Annotated in this window: 16 protein-coding genes; 8 read left to right on the top strand and 8 right to left on the bottom strand. The window is 56.0% G+C overall.

The genetic code is table 11. From position 1 onward, the window contains the following. Nucleotides 1-54: 54 nt before the first annotated feature. The gene (gene yghU, locus ABD013_RS15780) at nt 55-897 is read right to left on the bottom strand and encodes a glutathione-dependent disulfide-bond oxidoreductase (RefSeq protein WP_343808094.1); all 843 of its coding nucleotides are present in this window, start codon (nt 895-897) and stop codon (nt 55-57) included. 443 nt (nt 898-1340) lie between these two features. Here yghU and ABD013_RS15775 point away from each other — a divergent pair, with 443 nt between their 5' ends. Next, nucleotides 1341-2423: an alkene reductase gene (locus ABD013_RS15775; RefSeq protein ID WP_343808091.1), complete on the top strand. Its 1083-nt coding sequence runs from the start codon at nt 1341-1343 to the stop codon at nt 2421-2423. A 74-nt stretch (nt 2424-2497) separates the two neighbouring features. Here the strand turns inward: ABD013_RS15775 and trxB are convergent, their stop codons facing one another. After that, nucleotides 2498-3445, bottom strand: a complete 948-nt coding sequence (trxB, locus tag ABD013_RS15770; protein ID WP_343808088.1) for a thioredoxin-disulfide reductase — start codon at nt 3443-3445, stop codon at nt 2498-2500. Nucleotides 3446-3763: 318 nt separating this feature from the next. On the opposite strand from trxB, the gene ABD013_RS15765 reads away from it, so the two are divergent. Continuing rightward, nucleotides 3764-4543 carry a helix-turn-helix transcriptional regulator gene (locus tag ABD013_RS15765; protein ID WP_343808085.1) on the top strand — a complete coding sequence of 260 codons (780 nt, stop codon included), beginning with the start codon at nt 3764-3766 and terminating at the stop codon, nt 4541-4543. Between the two features lie 73 nt (nt 4544-4616). On the opposite strand, the gene ABD013_RS15760 is transcribed toward ABD013_RS15765, so the two are convergent. The 3 genes from ABD013_RS15760 to ABD013_RS15750 form a co-directional block, all read right to left on the bottom strand. Further along, nucleotides 4617-5660, bottom strand: coding sequence for a TRAP transporter substrate-binding protein (locus ABD013_RS15760; protein ID WP_343808082.1), 1044 nt, complete (start codon nt 5658-5660; stop codon nt 4617-4619). 136 nt (nt 5661-5796) lie between these two features. Next, entirely contained in the window at nt 5797-6117 is a 321-nt protein-coding gene (gene trxA, locus ABD013_RS15755) for a thioredoxin (protein ID WP_343808079.1), read from the bottom strand. 15 nt (nt 6118-6132) lie between these two features. Further along, complete coding sequence (locus ABD013_RS15750; RefSeq protein WP_343808076.1) at nt 6133-6723, bottom strand: carboxymuconolactone decarboxylase family protein; 591 nt, start codon at nt 6721-6723, stop codon at nt 6133-6135. Between the two features lie 465 nt (nt 6724-7188). Between ABD013_RS15750 and ABD013_RS15745 the strand changes: the two genes are divergently transcribed. Continuing rightward, entirely contained in the window at nt 7189-7548 is a 360-nt protein-coding gene (locus ABD013_RS15745) for a hypothetical protein (RefSeq protein WP_343808073.1), read from the top strand. A 76-nt stretch (nt 7549-7624) separates the two neighbouring features. Here the strand turns inward: ABD013_RS15745 and ABD013_RS15740 are convergent, their stop codons facing one another. Beyond that, on the bottom strand, nt 7625-8059 hold the full coding sequence (locus ABD013_RS15740; RefSeq protein ID WP_343808070.1) for a GFA family protein: 435 nt from the start codon (nt 8057-8059) through the stop codon (nt 7625-7627). 58 nt (nt 8060-8117) lie between these two features. Beyond that, on the bottom strand, nt 8118-9074 hold the full coding sequence (locus tag ABD013_RS15735) for a carbon-nitrogen hydrolase family protein (protein ID WP_343808067.1): 957 nt from the start codon (nt 9072-9074) through the stop codon (nt 8118-8120). Nucleotides 9075-9402: 328 nt separating this feature from the next. Between ABD013_RS15735 and ABD013_RS15730 the strand changes: the two genes are divergently transcribed. Continuing rightward, on the top strand, nt 9403-13197 hold the full coding sequence (locus ABD013_RS15730; RefSeq protein WP_343808065.1) for a sensor domain-containing protein: 3795 nt from the start codon (nt 9403-9405) through the stop codon (nt 13195-13197). Here ABD013_RS15730 and ABD013_RS15725 read toward each other — a convergent pair. After that, nucleotides 13182-14186 (bottom strand): AraC family transcriptional regulator, encoded by a 1005-nt coding sequence (locus ABD013_RS15725; protein ID WP_343808062.1) that lies wholly within the window; start codon nt 14184-14186, stop codon nt 13182-13184. The two genes, ABD013_RS15730 and ABD013_RS15725, sit on opposite strands and share 16 nt — an antisense overlap. A gap of 229 nt (nt 14187-14415) precedes the next feature. Between ABD013_RS15725 and ABD013_RS15720 the strand changes: the two genes are divergently transcribed. From ABD013_RS15720 to ABD013_RS15705, 4 genes are all read left to right on the top strand, one after another. After that, complete coding sequence (locus ABD013_RS15720) at nt 14416-15600, top strand: acetyl-CoA C-acyltransferase family protein (RefSeq protein WP_343808059.1); 1185 nt, start codon at nt 14416-14418, stop codon at nt 15598-15600. Between the two features lie 197 nt (nt 15601-15797). Then, on the top strand, nt 15798-17924 hold the full coding sequence (gene fadB, locus ABD013_RS15715; RefSeq protein WP_343808056.1) for a fatty acid oxidation complex subunit alpha FadB: 2127 nt from the start codon (nt 15798-15800) through the stop codon (nt 17922-17924). Nucleotides 17925-18014: 90 nt separating this feature from the next. Beyond that, complete coding sequence (locus ABD013_RS15710; RefSeq protein WP_343808053.1) at nt 18015-19793, top strand: acyl-CoA dehydrogenase; 1779 nt, start codon at nt 18015-18017, stop codon at nt 19791-19793. Nucleotides 19794-19937: 144 nt separating this feature from the next. After that, the coding region (locus ABD013_RS15705; RefSeq protein ID WP_425543402.1) for an electron transfer flavoprotein subunit beta/FixA family protein at nt 19938-20154 on the top strand (217 nt) is incomplete at its 3' end.

Raw genomic sequence — 20154 nt, 5'->3', positions numbered from 1 at the left:
TATGTCCCTGAAGCTGTGTTAAAGCCCTGACTAAAAGGCAGGGCGCAGTGGGTCCTATTCGGTACCCAAATCGTCGGCACTGTGCCGTTCGGCAAGCTGCATGGATTCCTCCCCCCAAGTACGGTTAACCCTGCGTCCGCGTTTGACGGCAGGGCGTTCAGCGATGCAGTCAGCCCATCGCATGAGATTGGGGTAGTCAGACACGGAGAGGAACTCCGCTGCGTTGTACAAATCCCCTCGAACCAACGCGCCATACCAGGGCCAGATGGCGATATCGGCGATGCTGTATTCATCTCCAGCAATAAAAGGCTTTTCGGCCAGTTCGCGGTTGAGTACATCCAGTTGACGTTTGGTTTCCATGGTAAAGCGGTTGATCGGGTATTCAAACGCTTCCGGGGCATAGGCATAAAAATGGCCAAAGCCCCCACCCAGGTAAGGTGCTGAGCCTACCTGCCAGAACAGCCAGTTCATGGCCTCTGTTCTTGACTGAAAATCGGTGGGTAGCAGGGCGCCAAACTTCTCTGCAAGATAGAGCAGAATAGAGCCGGACTCAAAAACGCGTACAGGTTTATCGGCACTGTAATCGACCAGGGCCGGAATCTTGGAGTTCGGGTTGATGTCCACAAAGCCCGAGGAGAACTGATCTCCTTCGCTGATACGGATGAGCCAGGCATCATATTCAGCCCCCGTGTGACCCATGGCCAACAGCTCTTCCAGCATGACGGTGACTTTGACCCCGTTTGGCGTCGCCAGCGAGTAAAGTTGCAATGGGTGCTCACCGGTGGGGAGAACTTGTTCGTGCGTTGGTCCCGCTAACGGGCGGTTGATGTTGGCGAACTTGCCACCGTTGGCTTTGTCCCAGCTCCATACCTTGGGAGGGGCGTAGGCTGTACACATGTTAAGACTCCAAAGATTAAAGGGGGAAGGTACCAAATTCGTGGCCGGCTTCTGTCGACTTGTTGATACTTTAAGGCAGAGTAAGGCCCTGTTTGTAGTAACCATCTGTTTAAAATTGATTCAACCAACAGTTTAAAAGACCTATGACTATCAACTTCGTTCAGTTGATGCCTAGGTATTTCATGAAGTCAAAAAGCTGATAGCGGATGGCCGCTTGCTTCGGCTGGAGCTTTCAGGTCAAGTTTTGATGGACCCCTGAAGCTTGGTGGTCGTGTTGATTGAACCGATTGATCTAGAAGCTTGTGCTTCAACCGATGGTTGAAACTGTTCCAAGGTTTTAGAGGGTACCCGAGGAACAGCTGTTTTGGTGAAATGAACGTGAAAAGTAGCCCCTTTATCTCAGCAAGATTTTACCGATAGCTTTCTCTGCAGCGAGGATTGATATGACAGACCTTTTCACCCCTGTTCAGCTTGGTGCTGTCACTTTGAGCAACCGTGTGTTGATGGCACCACTGACCCGGTGTCGGGCGGATGCCGACCATGTACCGACGGCACTGATGGCCGAGCACTATGCCCAGCGCGCTTCATCAGGCCTGATTATTGCCGAGGCGACAATGGCAATGGAGGGCTGCTCGGCGTTCTGGCGTGAACCGGGAATCTATTCTGAAGACCAGGTTGCCGGATGGAAAAAGGTTACCGATGCTGTGCATGCCAGGGGCGGTAAAATTTTCCTGCAAATCTGGCATGGGGGGCGCGCTTGCCATCCACTGCTCAATGACGGTCAGCAGCCGGTTGCGCCGAGTGCGATCGCGATTACCAATGATGAGGTACATACGCCTGAAGGTAAAAAGGCCTACACCGTGCCGCGTGAACTACTGGATGATGAAATTCCGGCCATAATCGAGGGTTTCAGAGCCGCTGCCGAGAACGCCAGGCGAGCCGGCTTTGATGGTGTTGAGGTGCATGGTGCCAACGGCTATTTGCTGGATGAATTCCTCCGCGATGGCGCCAACCGTCGTGAAGGCCCTTATGGCGGCCCGATTGAAAATCGTGCCCGGTTACTGCTGGAAGTGATTGAGGCTGTGGCAGAGGTGTGGGGAGCTGATCGTGTCGGCGTACGCCTTTCTCCGTTGAACAGCTTTAACAGCATGAAAGACAGCGATCCGGTAGGGCTGATCACCTGGCTTGCGCAGCGACTGAATGACTACAATCTGGCCTATCTGCATCTGATGCGCGGCGATTTCCTGGGCGAGCAAAAAGCCGATGTTGTCACTCCGGCTCGTGAACATTATCGCGGTAACCTGATCCTGAACATGGGGTACGCAGGTGATGAGGCCAATGAAGTGATCAATTCTGGCCAAGCAGAGGCCGTGGCTTTTGGCGTTCCCTTTATTGCCAACCCGGACTTGCCTGAACGCCTTGAAAACGGTGCCGAACTGAATAGGGCTGATCCTTCCACTTTCTATTCGCAAGGGGCAGAGGGCTACACTGATTATCCAGCTCTGGAAGCGTTGGTAGAAGCCTGAAGGTGATGCGGGGGCCGGGGCTCCCGCTCATGCATAAAACGGCCGCTATCACCAGCCGGTTGATGCGGCCAGGGTTATCCAAGATAGCGCTCAACATCGAGAGCAGCCATGCAGCCCATACCCGCAGAGGTGATTGCCTGGCGGTAGACCTGATCAGCCACATCCCCAGCTGCGAAGACGCCTGGAACACTGGTCTGGGTAACATTTCCCTGCAAGCCACTGTTGACGACCAGGTAACCATTGTTCATGTCGAGCTGATCAACGAACAGGCCGGTATTGGGCTTGTGGCCAATGGCAATGAATACGGCGTCAACCTTAACGAAGCGTTCTTCTCCATTGCTGGTATTTACCAGCTGCAGCTCCTTGACCGCTTGGCCGTTACCCCGGATGTCAGTCAGCTGATGTTCCCAGATAATATCGATATTACCGTTGGCCGCTTTCTCGAACAGCTTTTCCTGCAGGATCCTTTCGGCACGCAGTTCGTTGCGGCGGTGTATCAGGGTGACATGGCTGGCAATGTTGCTCAGATAGAGTGCTTCCTCTACTGCGGTGTTGCCACCGCCGACAACTGCGACAGGCTTCTCCTTGTAGAAAAAGCCGTCGCAGGTAGCACAGCCACTGACGCCTTTGCCCATGTACTGCAGTTCGGAATCCAGCCCAAGGTACTGGGCAGACGCACCGGTGGCGATAATGAGTGCATCAGCCGTATAGACGATACCGCTATCGCCTGTAAGCCTGAAGGGGCGAGCAGACAGGTCGGCTGATACGATATGATCATAGATCATGGCGGTATCGAAACTTTCGGCATGCTGTTGCATCCGAGTCATCAACTCCGGCCCTTGTACGCCGCCGGGTTCTCCCGGCCAGTTATCAACATCGGTTGTCGTGGTGAGCTGACCACCAATCGCCATTCCCGAGATGATGGCTGGCTTCAGGCTGGCGCGAGCTGCATAGACCGCAGCGGTAAAACCAGCAGGACCTGAGCCCAGAATAATCACTTTATGATGCTGTTGTTCGTTCATTTTCATTCCCGTTCAGAGATGCTGGTCCAGCCATTGCGCAATCTGGCTTTCCATCATGGCGATTGACTGTTGAGCCGCATCTGTTGAGTTGTAATATCATGTACTGGGTTAAAAGAAGCTTTTCTAAGTTGGTTCGTTGTGTTTTCCTGAATTCTGGGGTGTGAGCCCATTCTTTATCAGGGTGTTTTGGCCATTTTGTCTCATGATATTTGCTCCTTTTACCGTCTTCCCTCATACTAAAAAGAGGAGTCGGAACTGTCTGTCCCTACAGATAGGTACAGGTCATTAAGAAGATGGTTAAGAGGCGGTGGTTGCATTTTGACGGGTAGTAAACAGCAGCTGGATTATGAGGGTGTTGCTCAACTGGTACTCGAACTGGGTGGTCCGGTTTTTTCTGAAGAATTATTGTGTTGGTTGAATAATATCTGTGAAATCAATCACCTGTCTCTTGTCCATCTTGAAGAGCAGGATAAGGTGACCTATATCCTGTCGGCCAGTGATAAAACCCTGAATATTACCCCGGAGATGCAGCAGCTCTATCTGACGATCTATTATCGGCTGGACCCTAACAAGGAATTTCTGCAGGACTTCACGGAAGATGACCAGATGATTATCAGGCGGCTCCGACAGCAGGATATAAACGACCTTGGATACCGCAGGCTGTGGTACGATAAAATGGGAATTGTTGACCGGTTATCAGTAATAGTAAAGGCGGATAAAGGATTATATTGCTTGAACCTTTTTCGTAATAAAACTCCTTTCCCTGATACTGCGATAGATGCCATCCATCGTATGGCATCATTACTGTCCAGCTTGATCATCAAACATTCCCGTTTGTCCGGCTCACTATCCAGCTTCATGACACGCGAAGCCCAGATCGAGATGTTGATCAAGCGCCTGAGCAAGCTGGACAGCTCGTTGAGCCAGCGGGAAAAAGAGGTGTGTTCCCGAGTGTTGCTTGGAATGAGTTCGGATGGCATCGCCCTGGACCTGGGTATTAAACTGCAGAGCGTTTTGACCTACCGCAAGCGCGCCTATAGCAGGCTCAATATCTCCAGTCAGAATGAGCTTTTTGGGCTCTGTCTGACCGTTTCTTGAGTGTTAGCGGTTGGTGATTTCATCGCCAGGCAGATAGCCTCCGGCAGGGGTATTACCCTGCCGGAGAAGAGAGTTACTCCTGTGTGCTGGAGGTGTACTCGCGGGCGGTCTTACGCAGTTCCTCCAGTGCTGCTCGCGCATCGATGCCTCTCTCGGAAGCTTTCTGGATCCACGCCTCGTCCATCCCCTGAATCAGGTCATGGAAGCTGGTTGTCATTGGGTCGGTTTCCGAAAGCACATTCACTTTCACACCCTCTTGCTTCGCGGTCGCCAAACCCTCCTCGTCGGCCGTTTCCCAGGCGCGTCCTGCCATAGCGGAGAGCTTTTCACCCGAGACCTTCATGATCGCCTCAGCATCGCGGGGCTCCAGTGATTCCAAAAAGTCAGGATTGATGAACATGGAAAAACTGCCCAGGTACATGCCGTTGGGTACGACGGTGACATGGGGAGCGACCTCAAACAGGCGAAATCCTTTTTGATCACTCAACGTAAGGAAGACACCATCAATTACGCCCTGTTGCATCATCTCATATACCTTGGAGGCAGGTGCCGAGACCGGGGTAATGCCCATGCGGGAGGCAAGCTCGCTCTGTACACCGCCGCCCACACGTATCTTCTTGCCTTCCAGCTGATCCCAGGACGTTACAGGCGTACGGGTATGCAGCTGACCGGGGCCATGGGTGAACATGCCCAGCAATGTCAGTCCGGCAAATTCTCCGGCGCTGGCAAACTCCTTGTTGTAGGTGCGCCATAAGGCGACCGAAGCAGCTTCGGCATCAGCCCCCAGGCCAGGCAGCTCGACCGCCATTGGCAGAATGAAGCGGCCCGGCACATAGCCATGGTAGCTCCAGCTGGCATCGGCAACGCCATCCTCAACAATGTCGAACATGGTCTTGGGATGCCCAAGGTCATAGTCTACGACGACCTTCACACGGCCGTCAGTGGCTTCCTGAACCCACTCGGCCCAAGTCGGGATTACAACGCTGTTCTGGGGGTGTGAGGGCGGTGCCCAGGAAGCTACCCTGAGAATGGTTTCGGCCTGTGCGGCACCGGAGAGCAGTGTCAAAGTGGATATGAGTCCCACCATCAGGTGCTTGCAAAGTCGATGAATGCTCATCTGTATATCTCCTGTTCTTTTTATAATCGGATCTTGCTGTCGGGCTTGGGCCTGTTCGAGTCCTCCGTAGAATCGACCGGAAAGAGGGCATCGAACTGGATCAGGATGCCCATGCCCATTGGGTCAGTGCTTCATTTCAAAGGTGCTGATTCAGCCACTGCGCAATCTGGCTTTCCATCATGGCGCCTGAACGTCGCGCCACTTCCTGGCCATCCTTGAACAGGACCAGGGTGGGTGTGGTCTTGATGTCCAGTTTGGCGGCGAGCTGTTCAAACGCCTCCATGTTGGCCATCGCAATTTGGAAGCGCCCGGGCTGTTTGGCCGCCAGGCGTTCAACAGCGGGGCCCACCATTTTGCAGGGGCCGCACCAGGGGGCCCATACATCGAGCAGGACGGGGCGGTCGGCCGCATCCAGGGTTGCCTGAAAGTCGGCGTCGGTAACCTGTTGAGTCGTCATGTTATTCACCCTTGTTTAGCCGTGCTTTCCGGCTTCCCAGCCCTTGTGGCCCACCGCGCGTTCAGTGACTTGGGTCGGCAGTTCTTCCAGCTGGGTTGCCATGGTGTCATTCCAGCGGTTGAGGTAACCGAACAGCGCGATGGTGGCCACGATTTCAACGATCTGGCCTTCGTCGAAGTGTTGCTTCAGCTCATCAAAATCCTCTGCCGTGACATCGTTGGGCAGGGTGCCGGCTTTCAGGCCGACCTTGATGGCGGCGCGCTCGGCATCGCTGAAGAGGTCACTGGTTTCGAATTCCCAGATGGCGGCAATTTTCTCGTCTGAAGCCTTGTAGATGCTGGACAGGTTGGTCATGTGGGACTGGCAGTAGCGGCAACCGGATGCCAGACTGGACGCCAGCGCAACCAGCATCTTCAGCTCTTCGGGAACGGTACCTTCATAGAGAATCACCTGGTTCAGCTTGCCGAAGGTTTTCGAGATGTTGGGGCGACGTGCCATGGTTTTCACGCTGTTCGGGCAGAAGCCGCGGGTTTTTTCGTAATGCGCGAACATGTCACGCAGTTCCTGGTCGACTTCATGGTTTTCGAGGGGTCTTAGATGAGCCATTTCGATCTCCTGGTATTTGCTCCTGTTAACGTCAACCCCATACTAAAAACGTGAGTCGTAACTGTCTGTCCCTACAGATAGGTACACCAATGCTTTAAAACTCTCCTGGAGCAGGGTAGAACCCGTTCTGGGGCTGGTGTATCTATAGAAGCGAGGCAGAGTCTAGTCTGCTCCTGTCAGGCATCAGGAGAGGCCTAACCCCAGGGGGGCTTTTCAGCATATTGTTCCAGCAGGAAGTCAACGAATACCTTGACCTTACTTGGCAGGTGCTTGCGATCGGCCTGAGTGCTGATGCCAGCATGTGTGATGCTCGAGCGGCAACGGCAACGGCAACGGCAACGGCAACGGCAACGGCAACGGAAGCGGTTGCGGCCGCGCAGTTTGGCTCAGACTTCCAGCAATTGATATCCACGACCGATGCTTGGGTTGCCGTTGGCTTTACGGATTCCGTGTGCGAATGTCAGTGTGCAGGATTCGCCTGTTTCGGGAGACGGCGTCCACGTTTCGGACCTGGATGCATCCGGTATTAATAACGAGGGTACCTGGACGGCAATTGTCGATGTCATGATCAGTGACGCGGGGCAGCCGGTCTCTGGTGTACAAGTAGATGGCAGCTGGTCTCTCATTGGCTCCGGTGATACAACTTTTTCCTGTACTACTGATGTTGCAGGCTGGTGCCGGTTTACCAATGCCGGTATCCGCAAGCGAGACGGCAGTGTCATTTTCGAAGTGACAGGTGTCGAGGATAGTGGTTATAACCCGGCAGCCAACAGCGATCCGGACGGTGACAGTAATGGCAGCCAAATCACGGTGCTTAAACCTTAAGTCAATCAGGACATGAAAAACGGCGACACGGGATTAGCTCGCGCCGCCGTTTTTTGACGTATAGTCCGATCAAGGATTACTCGGGCATCTGTTCGCCAGAGCCTCCCGCTTCGGCAGGTAAGTCCTTGAATTTGGGCAAGCCATCTTTCATCGGCAGCCGTGTTTCCTGATAGAAAACGTGGAAACCGGCCTCAAAAGGGAAGTCAGGAATTACGGCCGCGGAAACTTCGACCAGGCCCATTCCCGGATGTTCGGTCAACAGATGACCACCGCACTGCTTGCACCATTTACGGTGACTGTTCTCGGTCTTGTGGAAAGAACCGACATGTTCATCACCCTGAGTAATTTTGACCGCTTCGGGCTTCCAAAGGGTAAAGGCACTGACGGGGGAGGCCGACCAATGGCGGCAGGAGTCGCAGTGGCAGTAGGCCATAACTTCGGGTGCGCCGGTGACTTCCAGCTCCACGGCGCCACAGAAGCAGCTGCCGTGATAGCGTTTATCTTCATTCATGGCAAAACTCCCTGACTGAGCAGCTCAGTCGCAGAAGGCGGATCCCGGTGTATCGACACTATGCGGGATCATCAGTGAAATGAACTGGTGGAGCGGCACGCCGGTCCACCTCCAGCCGAAACAGATCGGGGCGGTTGTAATGCCCGGTCACATCCAGTGCCTTGCGTGCCGAACGCGCCTCTTCCAGATCGATTTCGGCATACAGGATCGCCTTCTCGCGGTGCAGTGGGCCTGCTAATACGCCGCCGAAAGGCTTGATCACCACCGCATCGCCGGGGTTGATCCATTCATCCGGTGTGAACAGGCTATCCCGTTCAGGAAAACTGTCGGGAATATCGCATCCCTGTGCTGCGGTTGCTGTGCTCAACACATAACAGCCGCCTTCACGGGCGATATGGTTCATCGAAGCAAGCCAGGTATCGCCGCAGTCCCAGGTCGGCGCCAGATAGAGCTCGATATCCTGCGCATACAGCGCAAAACGGGCTAGCGGCATGTAGCTTTCCCAGCAGATCATGCAACCGATTCTCCCCACGGCGGTGTCGACCACTTTAAGTCCCGATGCATCCCCCATGCCCCAGACCATGCGTTCCGGGTTGGTTGGCATCAGTTTGCGATGGACGTTCAGTAGCCGGCCATCGCTGTCGATAACCGCCACCGAGTTGAACAGGGTGGTACCGCTGAAGCGGGAGTCCAGCTCATGCATGCCAATGACCACGACGGCGCCAGAAGCCTTTACCGCCTCGCGGAAGCTGTCCAGGTCGCCACGCCGGAGGTCCACCGCATTTTTGCGCAGCTTTGCATGTAGCTGGTTGCCCAAGGCCATGTCGCCGCCGGGCTTGAGGCGCCAGATCCAAGTGGGGTAGCCGGGCAGGTAAGCTTCGGGAAACATAACCAGTTGCGCACCCTGGCTTACCGCTTCATTCAGGCTGGCAATGGCGCTATCCAGCGTTGCCTGAAGATCCAGCCAGGCTGGCGGCTTTTGCACGATGGCGACTTTGATGGGGGAGCTCGACATGTTCTGCCTCCGGCTTAGCAGGGTGGTGACGGCGTGGCAGCTGCGGGGGCATGAATCAAGAACGTGTTGCCGGCGCGTGCATTAAGCCTAGTGGAGAACCTGAGCCTGTCAAAAGCCACGGGTGAAGGCTGACTTGCTGCCTGTGTCTTCGTCTTGTTTTCAGATACTTGGAAGAGCAGTATATTTCTGCATATATTTTAGCTATCCAGAATTGAGATTTAGCGGCCAGTATCAATGGAGTTGAAAGCGCTGTCAGCCGGGCCTGGGAAAGGTGCGGCATGGCGTGGAGTGTTTCAGGCCAACGCAGTAACTTGGCGGTATAGAATTTATGATAATTTCTGATGAAACACAGCAGTCGGCTTCAGGCAGCGAAGATAGCTCTTCAGTTGGCAAACATCTGGCGAAATCCCTTGGGCACCTGGTAACCAGCACGACCGATGGGGCGTTGCAGGTGCTGTTGAGTGCCATTCCCGATCTGATCTGGCTCAAGGACCCTGACGGGGTTTACCTGTTCTGCAACCCTTCTTTCGAACGCTTTTTCGGTGCCGGGCAGGACGATATCCTGGGCAAGACCGATTATGACTTTGTGGAGCGGGAACTTGCAGATTTCTTCCGTGAACATGATCTTAAATCGGTTGAAAAGGGTGAGCCCAGCATCAACGAAGAGTGGCTCACCTTCGCGGAGGATGGTTACCAGGGCCTGTTCGAAACGATCAAAACACCGATTTTTGACCAGAATGGCGCTTACATCGGCGTACTCGGCATCGCGCGTGACATTACCAAGCTCCATGATACTCAGGCAAAGTTGCGTGAACGGCAAACATTGTTGGAAACCCTCGTCAGTCTTGCTGGCAGTGCAATCGCGCTCATCGATCCTCACACGGGACGGTTTATCGAATTCAACGAGGCTGCGCACCGCAACCTGGGCTACTCCAGAGAGGCGTTTGCCAAGCTGACTGTCGCTGATATTGAGGGGGCTCTCTCACCGGAAAAAATCCGTGAGCACTTCAGACTGATGCTCGAGCAGGGAGGGCTGCGTTTCGACACCCGCCACCGCCACCGCGATGGGCATCTGATCGATATGATGGTCAACACCAGCCTTGTCGAGCTTCAGGGCAGAACCTATATCGAATCGCTCTGGACCGATATTACGGCGATCAAGCAGGCTGAGCGGGAGCTGCGTCAACGTGAAAAGATGTTGGCGCGTACCGAGCGCCTGGCGCACTTGGGCAGCTGGGAGTGGGATTTGGCCACCGATGTTGTCACCTGGTCGGATGAGCTGTTTCAGCTATTGCAGATCGACCCGGCCGAAGGCGCGCCGACTTTTGCCGAGCAGGAGCAGCTGGGGCTCTACCATGCCGAGGATTTTCAGCGCTTGAAAGCGGTTGTTGCCCATGCGCAAGCCACTGGGCAGCCATACGAGATTGAGCTGCGTACGATCCGTGCCAATGGCGAGTTCGGTGTCTGTATTGCGCATGGGGAATGTGAATACGATGAGGATGGCCAGGTTAGCCGTTTGACCGGCTACCTCAGGGATATCACCTCTCAGCGCCAGGCCGAACAGGCCATGCGCGACAGTGAGACTCAGCTGGCACGTGCCCAGCAGGTCGCACATGTCGGCAGCTGGTCGATCGATGTTCCCAGCGGGCAGCTTATATGGTCCGACGAAACCTATCGAATTTTTGGCATGGAGGTTGGCGAGCCGCTGCACTATGACATCTTCCTGCAGCATATTCATCCGGATGACGCTGCCCGGGTGGATCTGGCCTGGAAGCAGGCGTTGGCGGGCGCTCCATACGACGTTATTCATCGCATTATCGTCCATGGACGCGTCAAGTGGGTCCAGGAGCGGGCAGAGCTGGAAACCGGGGCTGACGGAGCGCTAAGGCACGCCGTTGGAACCGTGCAGGATATTACGCAGCAGTGGCGTGAGCACACGCTGCTGGAAACCAGCACGGAAACCCTGCGTCTGCTGGCGGAAGGTGGCTCTCTGAAAGATGCGCTGGACATCGTTATACGGGGTGTCGAAGCGATCGATCCTGACATGATTGTCAGTGTCATGCTGCAGGAAGACGAGGGGAGACGGGTGCGCCTGGGAGCGGGTCCCAGTTTGCCTCAAGCCTATGCAGAAGCGCTGCTAGGGGTGAAAACTGGTGCGGATATTACAGTATTTGAAGCTTTGGTCAGCTCCGGTCAGGCGGTTTTCATTGAGGATATCGAATGTGATCGACGCTGGCGTAATCTGGCGCCACTGGCGCTCTCCTGTGGGCTCAGGGCCTGCTGGTCCCTGCCGATCTGCAGCAGTACCGGTCGCGGGCTGGGCGCATTTGTTGTCTATTACCGCGAGCCAGGCCTGCCTGATTCCGAGAATCAGAGGCTGATCGAACAGGTAGGAACGCTTGTGCGCCAGGTGATCGAGCAGGTGCGGGCGCAGGAGGCGCTGCGCTTGTCTGCGCGCGTGATCGAGCACAGTCATAGTGCCATCATCGTCACCGATGCCAAGGGGGTGATCGTGGCGGTCAATCCTGCGTTCACCGAGGTAACAGGGTATTCGGAAGAAGAAGCCATTGGCCGTAATCCCAACTTCCTGCAGTCTGGAAGGCAGTCAGAGTCGTTCTATCGTAGTTTCTGGAAGTCGTTGAAGCGTGATGGCTACTGGCGTGGCGAACTGTGGAATCGTCGCAAGGATGGCAGTTACTTTGCCCAGTGGCTGACCGCCAGCGCGGTGCGTGATGAACTGGGGAACATTACTCAGTTCATCGGTATCTCCGACGACATTACCGACAACAAGGCAGCCACGGCCCGTATTGAATTCCTGGCTTACCATGACCCGTTAACCGAGCTGCCGAATCGTCAGTTGGCGCGCGACCGTCTGGAGCAGGCGATGGCGCGAACCCGGCGAGAAGAGGATGGCCATTTTGCGCTCCTGTTTGTCGATCTGGACCAGTTCAAGGGGATCAACGATGCTTTGGGTCATACCGTCGGAGACGGCCTGATTCGAGCGGCTGCTGAGCGTCTGCAGGAGAGCGTCCGCGAGACCGATACGGTCAGTCGCCAGGGCGGAGACGAGTTTCTGATCATGTTGACCGGCGATGTGGAGATGCACACTGTTTCCAGAGTGTGCTCCAAGCTGCTGGCAGCACTGTCGCGCCCCTTCAATGTGGATGGTCATACCCTGTCCGTTTCCGCTTCCATTGGTGTGTCGATGTACCCTGATGACGGTGAAGACTTCGATACGCTGATGAAAAAAGCCGATATGGCGATGTACAGCGCCAAGGATGCCGGCCGTAATACCTTCCGTTTCTTCGCCGAGAAAATGAACGCCGATGTAATGGATCGTATTCTGGTGCGTAACGGTCTGCTCAGGGCGTTGGAGCACAATGAATTCGTCCTGCATTATCAGCCTCAGGTCGATCTCAATAGCGGTCAGGTTGTCGGTGTGGAAGCGCTGGTTCGTTGGCAGCATCCTGACATCGGGCTGGTCCCACCCGACCGGTTCATACCCGTGGCTGAAAGCAGTGGCCTGATTGTGGAAATGGGGCGTTGGGTGCTGCGCGAAGCCTGCCGTCAGTTGCGTGTTTGGCGAGAAATGATCGGCTGCGATGACATGATCATGGCGGTCAATATCTCAGTGCTTCAGTTTACCCGAGGCAACCTGGAAGAAGCGGTCGTCGAGGCGTTGCGAGAGTCAGGCATTCCGCCGTCCATGCTTGAGCTGGAGCTGACCGAATCAGTGCTGCTCAAGGAAGCGGAACAGGCGCTGGAAGTGATGAATCGCTTGCGTGCCCTTGGGGTGAAGATGTCGATCGATGATTTTGGTACCGGCTATTCCAGCCTGTCCTATCTCAAGCAGCTTCCGGTCGACAAGCTCAAGATTGACCGCTCATTCGTCAAGGATGTAACGGTGGACGCCGATGATGCGGCCATTGCCCATGCGGTCATCTCACTGGCTCATATTTTAGGCCTGCACGTGATTGCGGAAGGCGTCGAGAACGAAGAGCAGCTGGATTTCCTGCGAACGCGCAACTGCGACCAGTATCAGGGGTATCTCTTCTCCCGGCCCCTGCCTGCCGAAACCTGTGAAAAACTGCTGCTCAAGGCGTCCGCTCAGGAGCGGCGATAGATCCCCGGTGACACTCCGGTCCACTGCTTGAACGCGCGGGTGAAGGCTGCCGGCTCGGAGAAACCGAGCTGGCGCGATATCTGCGAGATTGGCAGCGATGGCTGGCTGAGCATATGGATGGCGGCATCGCGGCGCACGTCATCCTTCAAGTCCTGAAAGCTGGTGCCTTCATCGGTCAGCTTCCGCCTCAGGGTGCGAGAGGTCATGTGCAGCTCTTCCGCGACTGACTCCATATTGGTGGCGGCCAGGTCTGTGCTCTGTTCTAGATAATCCATTACACGGCGGGTATACACCGAGTAGTAGGCCTGCCGCTTGAACCAGTCAAGCGGCAGGCTGCGCAGATAGGTACTGAGCGTACGTGTGGTCTGTACCACGGGCTCATTGAGCAGTTCGGTACCAAACACCAGGCTGTTGGTTGGCTGGCCATATTCGGTACGACAGGGGTACATCAGGCGGTGTTCGTTCTGGTGTGCCGGTGCCGGGAAATCCAGCGTGACATAGTGCAGCGGAATCTGCTGGCCGATCAGCCAGCTCGGAAAACGGTGCAGCAACAGCAACAAAAATTCACGTAGCGTGTAGTCCTGATCCTTGTCCGGGTCGGTCAATTGCAGCGTTAACGTCGCAATATCCCCTTCCACCTTGAACTCCAGGCTGATCGCCTCTCCTACCAGGTCATAGAATCGGCACAGGTTGTGGTAGACCGACCTCAGACTGCGGCAGCGCAATACCTGTTTCGTCATCAAGGCGAATACCCCATACCGGGAAGGGCTGCTGCCCATGCAGAGAAACTCATCATCCGCCATATGCCAGATCCCTTGGGTCAGGCGGCTCAATTGCTCCGGCGTGATCCGCAAGCCCGGTGTATTGATCAGCTGTTCATTGAGCCCTGCGTCCTGCAGGAGTTGCTCATGGTTGAGCCCATGCCGTTTTGCGGCCGCGACCATGGTGCGGGCAAAGTGGGTCGAGACTGAATGATGGTCGTTTCTCATGTCCGTTTAGGGTAGGTGCCTGGAACAAAAAGTTAAGTAACGATCGGGATAGTGTAGATGCTGTGTCCGGAAATGTTAAGTATCGGGCTGCTTTCGTTATTGTTGAAATCGCGCCGGGAACGGAAACTAGCTGACATCAGCCGGGGTGCTCGACCTCGGAGAAGCCAATAACAAAGCTCAACTGCTGCCGTTGATTAAATACACGGATGCAGTTGAAAGGAAGGGTCCCATGCAGAAACGTGAAGTGGTTGTCGTCAGTGGTGTTCGTACAGCGATAGGTGGTTACGGTGGCAGCCTGAAGGGCCACGCGCCACACACCTTGGCTACCCTGGTAGCCGATGAAGCGATCAAGCGTGCCGGTGTTGCGCCGGAAGCGATCGGCCACAGCGTTTTCGGCAACGTGCTGCCGACCGAGCCGCGTGATGCCTATCTGGCGCGTGTCGCCGCTGTTGAAGCGGGTGTGCCGGAAGCGACTCCGGCCATGGGTGTTAACCGCCTCTGCGGCAGCGGCCTGCAGGCGATCCTGACCGCCGCTCAGCAGATCGAGCTGGGTATCAACAAGGCCGTGATTGCCGGTGGTGCCGAGTCCATGAGTCGCGCTCCCTACCAGTTGCCGGCGGGCCGTTTCGGTCAGCGTATGGGCGACGGTGTGATGGTCGACCCTGTTGTGGGAGCCCTGCATTGCCCGTTCAACCGCATTCATATGGGTGTGACCGCTGAAAACGTGGCCGAGAAGTACGGCATCACCCGTGAACAGCAGGACGATCTGGCGGCGCTGAGCCACAACCGTGCCCAGAAAGCGATTGAAGAAGGTCGCTTCCAGGATCAGATTTTGCCGGTTGAGATCAAAAGCCGTAAGGGTGTCGTGTCCTTCGATACCGATGAGCATGTGCGTTTCAACTGCAGTGCAGCCGACATGGCAAGCCTGAAGCCGGTATTCAAGAAGGATGGCACCGTTACAGCGGGCAACGCCTCCGGCATGAACGATGCGGCGGCTGCCATCGTGATGATGGACCGTGAAGAGGCTGAAGCCCAGGGCATCAAGGCGATGGCTAAGCTGGTCGACTACTCCGTGGTTGGCGTCGATCCGAAAATCATGGGCATCGGTCCGGTTCCGGCAATCAGCGAAGTGCTGGAGCGCAACGGCCTGAGCGTCAATGATATCGATGTATACGAAGTCAACGAAGCCTTTGCCGCCCAGGCGCTGGCCGTGTGCCAGCAGCTTGACCTGCCGATGGATCGTGTCAACCCGAACGGCAGCGGCATCTCTCTGGGCCACCCGATCGGTGCAACCGGTGCGGTGATTACCGTCAAGGCGCTGTATGAACTGGAACGAGTTAATGGCCGCTATGCCATGGTCAGCCTTTGTATCGGCGGTGGTCAGGGTATCGCAGCACTGTTTGAGCGCGTTTGATCCGGTCCGGATGGATTGCGATTGAACACCGGGGAGTAATACGTGATGTCTGCTCTATTTGACCATGGATGGTCTCTTTTTCCCGGATTAAGTAACGAGTTTGGATTGTCTGCACGTGGCTAGGACGTGTTGTCCCTTTGGGGGCCAGAAATGGCCCACCTTTTTTCCACTGCAGGCAGGATTGAGGAAAAACGAATATGTATAACGGTCAGGCAGTAAGCCTTAATACACTCAACGACGGACTTGTCGAGCTGGTACTGGATCTTCAGGGTGAATCCGTCAATAAGTTGAACGCCCTGACCCTGAGCGAGTTGGGCGAAGCGGTGCAATTGCTGGAGGATGCCGGTGATGTAAAAGGCCTGCTGATCACCAGTGCCAAGCCTGCGTTTGTTGTCGGTGCCGATATCACTGAATTTGTGGGCATGTTCTCACAGCCTGAAGCCGAACTGCATCAGCAGATCAGCAGGACCCATGCGCTCTTTTCGCAGCTGGAAGCGCTGCCGTTCCCGACGCTTGCCGTAGTTAACGGCATGGCCCTGGGGGGCGGCTGCGAGCTGGCACTGAGCGCCGACTTCCGTGTGCTGGGCAGTGATGCGCGCATTGGCCTGCCGGAAGTGACTCTGGGTATCTGCCCGGGCTGGGGTGGTACCGTGCGTCTGAGCCGCCTGATCGATGCCGCTGCCGCTGCTCAATGGATGCTGACCGGCAAGCCGCAAAAGGCACAGGCCGCACTGCAGCTGGGTGCGGTGGATCGTGTGGCCGATGCCGCTGATCTGCGCGCAGAAGGTCTGGCGCTGCTGCAGGCCGCCGTGAGTGGTGAGGTGGACTACCTGGCAAATCGCCAGCGCAAGCAGCAGGCGCTGGAGAACGGTGCTGAGCTGGCCGCCATGGCCGAGCAGATGGCCAAGAAGCTGGATCCTAACTATCCGGCGCCGCTGAAGATTCTGGAGCTGGTCACTACCCATGCAACGCTGCCGTTTGCTGATGCTCTGGCGGCTGAAGTGGATGGTTTCGTTACCCTGGCCAAATCCGATGCGGCCAAGAGCCTGGTTGGTCTGTTCATGAACGATCAGCTGCTGAAGAAGAAATCACGCAACTGGACCAAACAGGCTGCTCCGGTCACCAAGAGCGCGGTGTTGGGCGCCGGTATCATGGGCGGTGGCGTGGCCTACCAGTCTGCTTCTACCGGCACGTCGATCCTGATGAAGGATATCCGTGATGAGGCGCTGGAACTGGGTACCAAGACGGCTACCGGCCTGCTCAACAAGCAGATCGAAAAAGGCCGTCTGGATGAGGCCGGCAAGCAGGCAGTCCTGGCTGCCATCACACCGACATTGGATTACGAAGGTTTCGGTGATGTCGATATCGTGGTTGAGGCGGTGGTCGAAAACCCGCAGATCAAGGCCGCGGTGCTGGCTGATGTGGAAAGCGTAGTGCCCGAAAATGCGGTGCTGACCTCCAATACATCGACCATCTCCATCGATCAGCTGGCGCAAAGCGTGTCCCGTCCGGAGCAGTTCTGCGGCATGCACTTCTTTAACCCGGTACACCTGATGCCGCTGGTTGAAGTCATTCGCGGCAGTCAGACCAGCGATGAAACCATCGCCCGTACTGTGGCCTATGCTACTGCCATGGGCAAAACCCCGATCGTGGTCAACGACTGCCCGGGCTTTCTGGTTAACCGTATCCTGTTCCCGTACTTCAATGCCTTCAACCGTCTGCTGCTGGATGGTGTTGATTTCGAGCGTATCGATCGCGTGATGGAAGGATTTGGCTGGCCGATGGGGCCTGCCTACCTGGCTGATGTGGTCGGCATCGATACCTTGGTACATGCTGACCATGTCATGCAGGAAGGCTTCCCGGAGCGTATGGGGCACGACGGTGACGTAATTGCTGAAGCGTTGCTGGATGCTCAGCATCTGGGTCAGAAGAACGGCAAGGGCTTCTACGAGTATGGTGTGGATGAGAACGGCCGTCGCTACAAGAAGGCGACAGCAATCGCCCAGCAGCTGATCAGCGAACGTGTTGAGGCGCCGGTTGAGCTGACCGATCAGGAAATTATCGATCGCATGATGATCCCGATGTGCCTGGAAGCGGTTCGCTGCCTGGAAGACGGTATTGTCGAAACGCCGGCAGAGGCTGATATGGGCCTGATTCTGGGCCTGGGCTTCCCGCGCTTCCGCGGTGGTGCTCTGCGCTACATCGATACGCTGGGTCTGCAGGAGTTTGCCAGCCGTGCTGAAGCTAATCAGGCGCATGGCCCGCTGTACCAGCTGACTGAAGGTTTCAAGGCGCGTCTGGCTGAAGGTCGCACCTACTACTGATGAAGCCAGGCTCCGGCTGGTGAATCCTGTCGGAGCGGCCATAACAAACAAGAGGTTTCAGACCGGGTCTGAAACCGAGGAGCAGAAGAAATGAGCGAGTACAAACACCCTCTGGTTGATGCTGAATTTATCCTCAATGAAGTGGTTGGTTTCGACGACCTGTGCGCAGAGAACGGCTTCGACGAAATCAACTCTGAACTGGCATCTGTCATTCTGACCGAAGCCGGCAAGTTTGGTACTGGTGTGTTGTCACCGCTGAACGTCATCGGTGACACTCAGGGCGTCAAGCTGACCGAAAAAGGCGTGGAAGAAACCGCAGGCTTCAAGGAAGCTTACCAGCAGTTCTCCGAAGGCGGGTGGAACTCGTTGATCGCCGAAGAAGCTTATGACGGCCAGGGCCTGCCGAACGTGCTGGGTACCGCTGTCAACGAGATTTGGCAGTCTGCCAATATGGCCTTTGCGCTCTGCCCGCTGCTGACTCAGGGTGCGGTTGAAGCCATCGCCCACCATGGCAGCGATGAGCTGAAGCAGACCTATCTGCCGAAGATGGTATCCGGCGAGTGGACGGGTACCATGAACCTGACCGAACCGGATGCAGGTACTGACCTGGCGGCGGTTAAGACCCGTGCCGTACCCAACGGCGATCATTACCTGATTACCGGTCAGAAGATCTTTATCACCTGGGGTGACCACCAGATGACCGACAACACCATCCATCTGGTGCTGGCGCGTCTGCCGGATGCTCCGGCCGGTGTGAAGGGCATTTCCCTGTTCGTGGTACCCAAGTTTCTGCTGGATGAAAACGGCAACCCGGGTGCGCGTAACGATGCCCATTGCGTGTCTGTCGAGCACAAGCTGGGTATCCATGCCAGCCCGACCTGCGTTATGAGCTACGGTGATAACGAAGGTGCTGTCGGTTATCTGGTAGGTGAGGCCCACAAAGGTCTGTCCTACATGTTCACCATGATGAACTGCGCCCGTCAGGCGGTTGGTGTTCAGGGTGTTGCGATTGCCGAGCGTTCCTACCAGCAGGCTCTGGAATATGCCAAAGAGCGTCTGCAGGGCACCAAGAAGGATGGCAGCCGCTTCTCCATCATCAAGTTCCCGGATGTGCGCCGGATGCTGATGCAGATGAAGGCCGGTACCGAAGCCATGCGAGCGCTGGCGTTCGTAGGTGGTGCTGCGGTTGACCGTGCTGCCCGTGCATCCGACGCAGCCGTTCAGCGCAAGGAACAGGCACGACTGGAGTTGCTGACACCGATCGTTAAAGGCTGGATCACCGAGCTGGCTCAGGAACTGACCTATCTGGGGACTCAGGTGAATGGCGGTATGGGCTTCATCGAGGAAACCGGTTCTGCCCAGCACTACCGTGATGCTCGTATCCTGACCATCTACGAAGGCACCACTGGTATCCAGGCACTGGACCTGGTTGGTCGTAAGACCCTGATGAACAAGGGTGAAGCCCTGGCAGACCTGCTGGCCGAAATCGAAGAAACCGTGATTGCGCTGGAAGGTGACGCCAACTTTGCCGAGCAGGGCAAGTCCCTGCGTGAAGCCCTGGAAGCCGGTCAGCAAGCACGTGCCTGGCTGCTGGAAAATGCTGAAACCGATCCGGCTGCAGCTGGCAGCGTCAGCGTACACTTCATGATGCTGTTCGGTTACCTGTGTGGTGGCTGGCTTATGGGCAAGGCAGCCCTGCGTGCCCAGGCGCTGATGGAAGCCGGTAACGGCGATCCTGAATACCTGAAGGCCAAGCTGGTGACTGCGCAGTTCTTCTCAGAGCATCTGCTGCCGCGTACCAAGTCAAGCCTGGAAACCATCCGTAAGGGTAGTGCCAGCATCATGGCATTGAGCGAAGATCAGTTCTGATCGCTGAAATCGTGCCGGGCGGTTATGTCCGCCCGGTATCTGAACCTTAGTCTGTCAGCGGGTTTCTGTTTGCGGCAGACAGAATAACAAGAGAGCAAATACCCGGTGTGCCGTAATTGCTTCGGGTATTGAGAGAGGTAGAGCATGAAAGTACTTGTCGCCGTTAAGCGCGTCATCGACTACAACGTCAAGGTGCGCGTCAAGTCGGACAACACCGACGTGGATCTGGCCAATGTCAAAATGGCCCTGAACCCCTTCTGTGAAATCGCCGTGGAAGAAGCCGTACGCCTGAAGGAAGCCGGCACGGCCTCTGAAGTGGTCGTCGTGTCCATCGGTCCCAAGGCCTGCCAGGAGCAGATCC

Origin of the sequence: Marinobacterium maritimum, assembly GCF_039523155.1 — a bacterium.
GTDB lineage: Bacteria > Pseudomonadota > Gammaproteobacteria > Pseudomonadales > Balneatricaceae > Marinobacterium > Marinobacterium maritimum.
The sequence above is the reverse complement of the archived record's forward strand: the minus strand, read 5'-3'. Positions and strand labels throughout refer to the sequence as shown.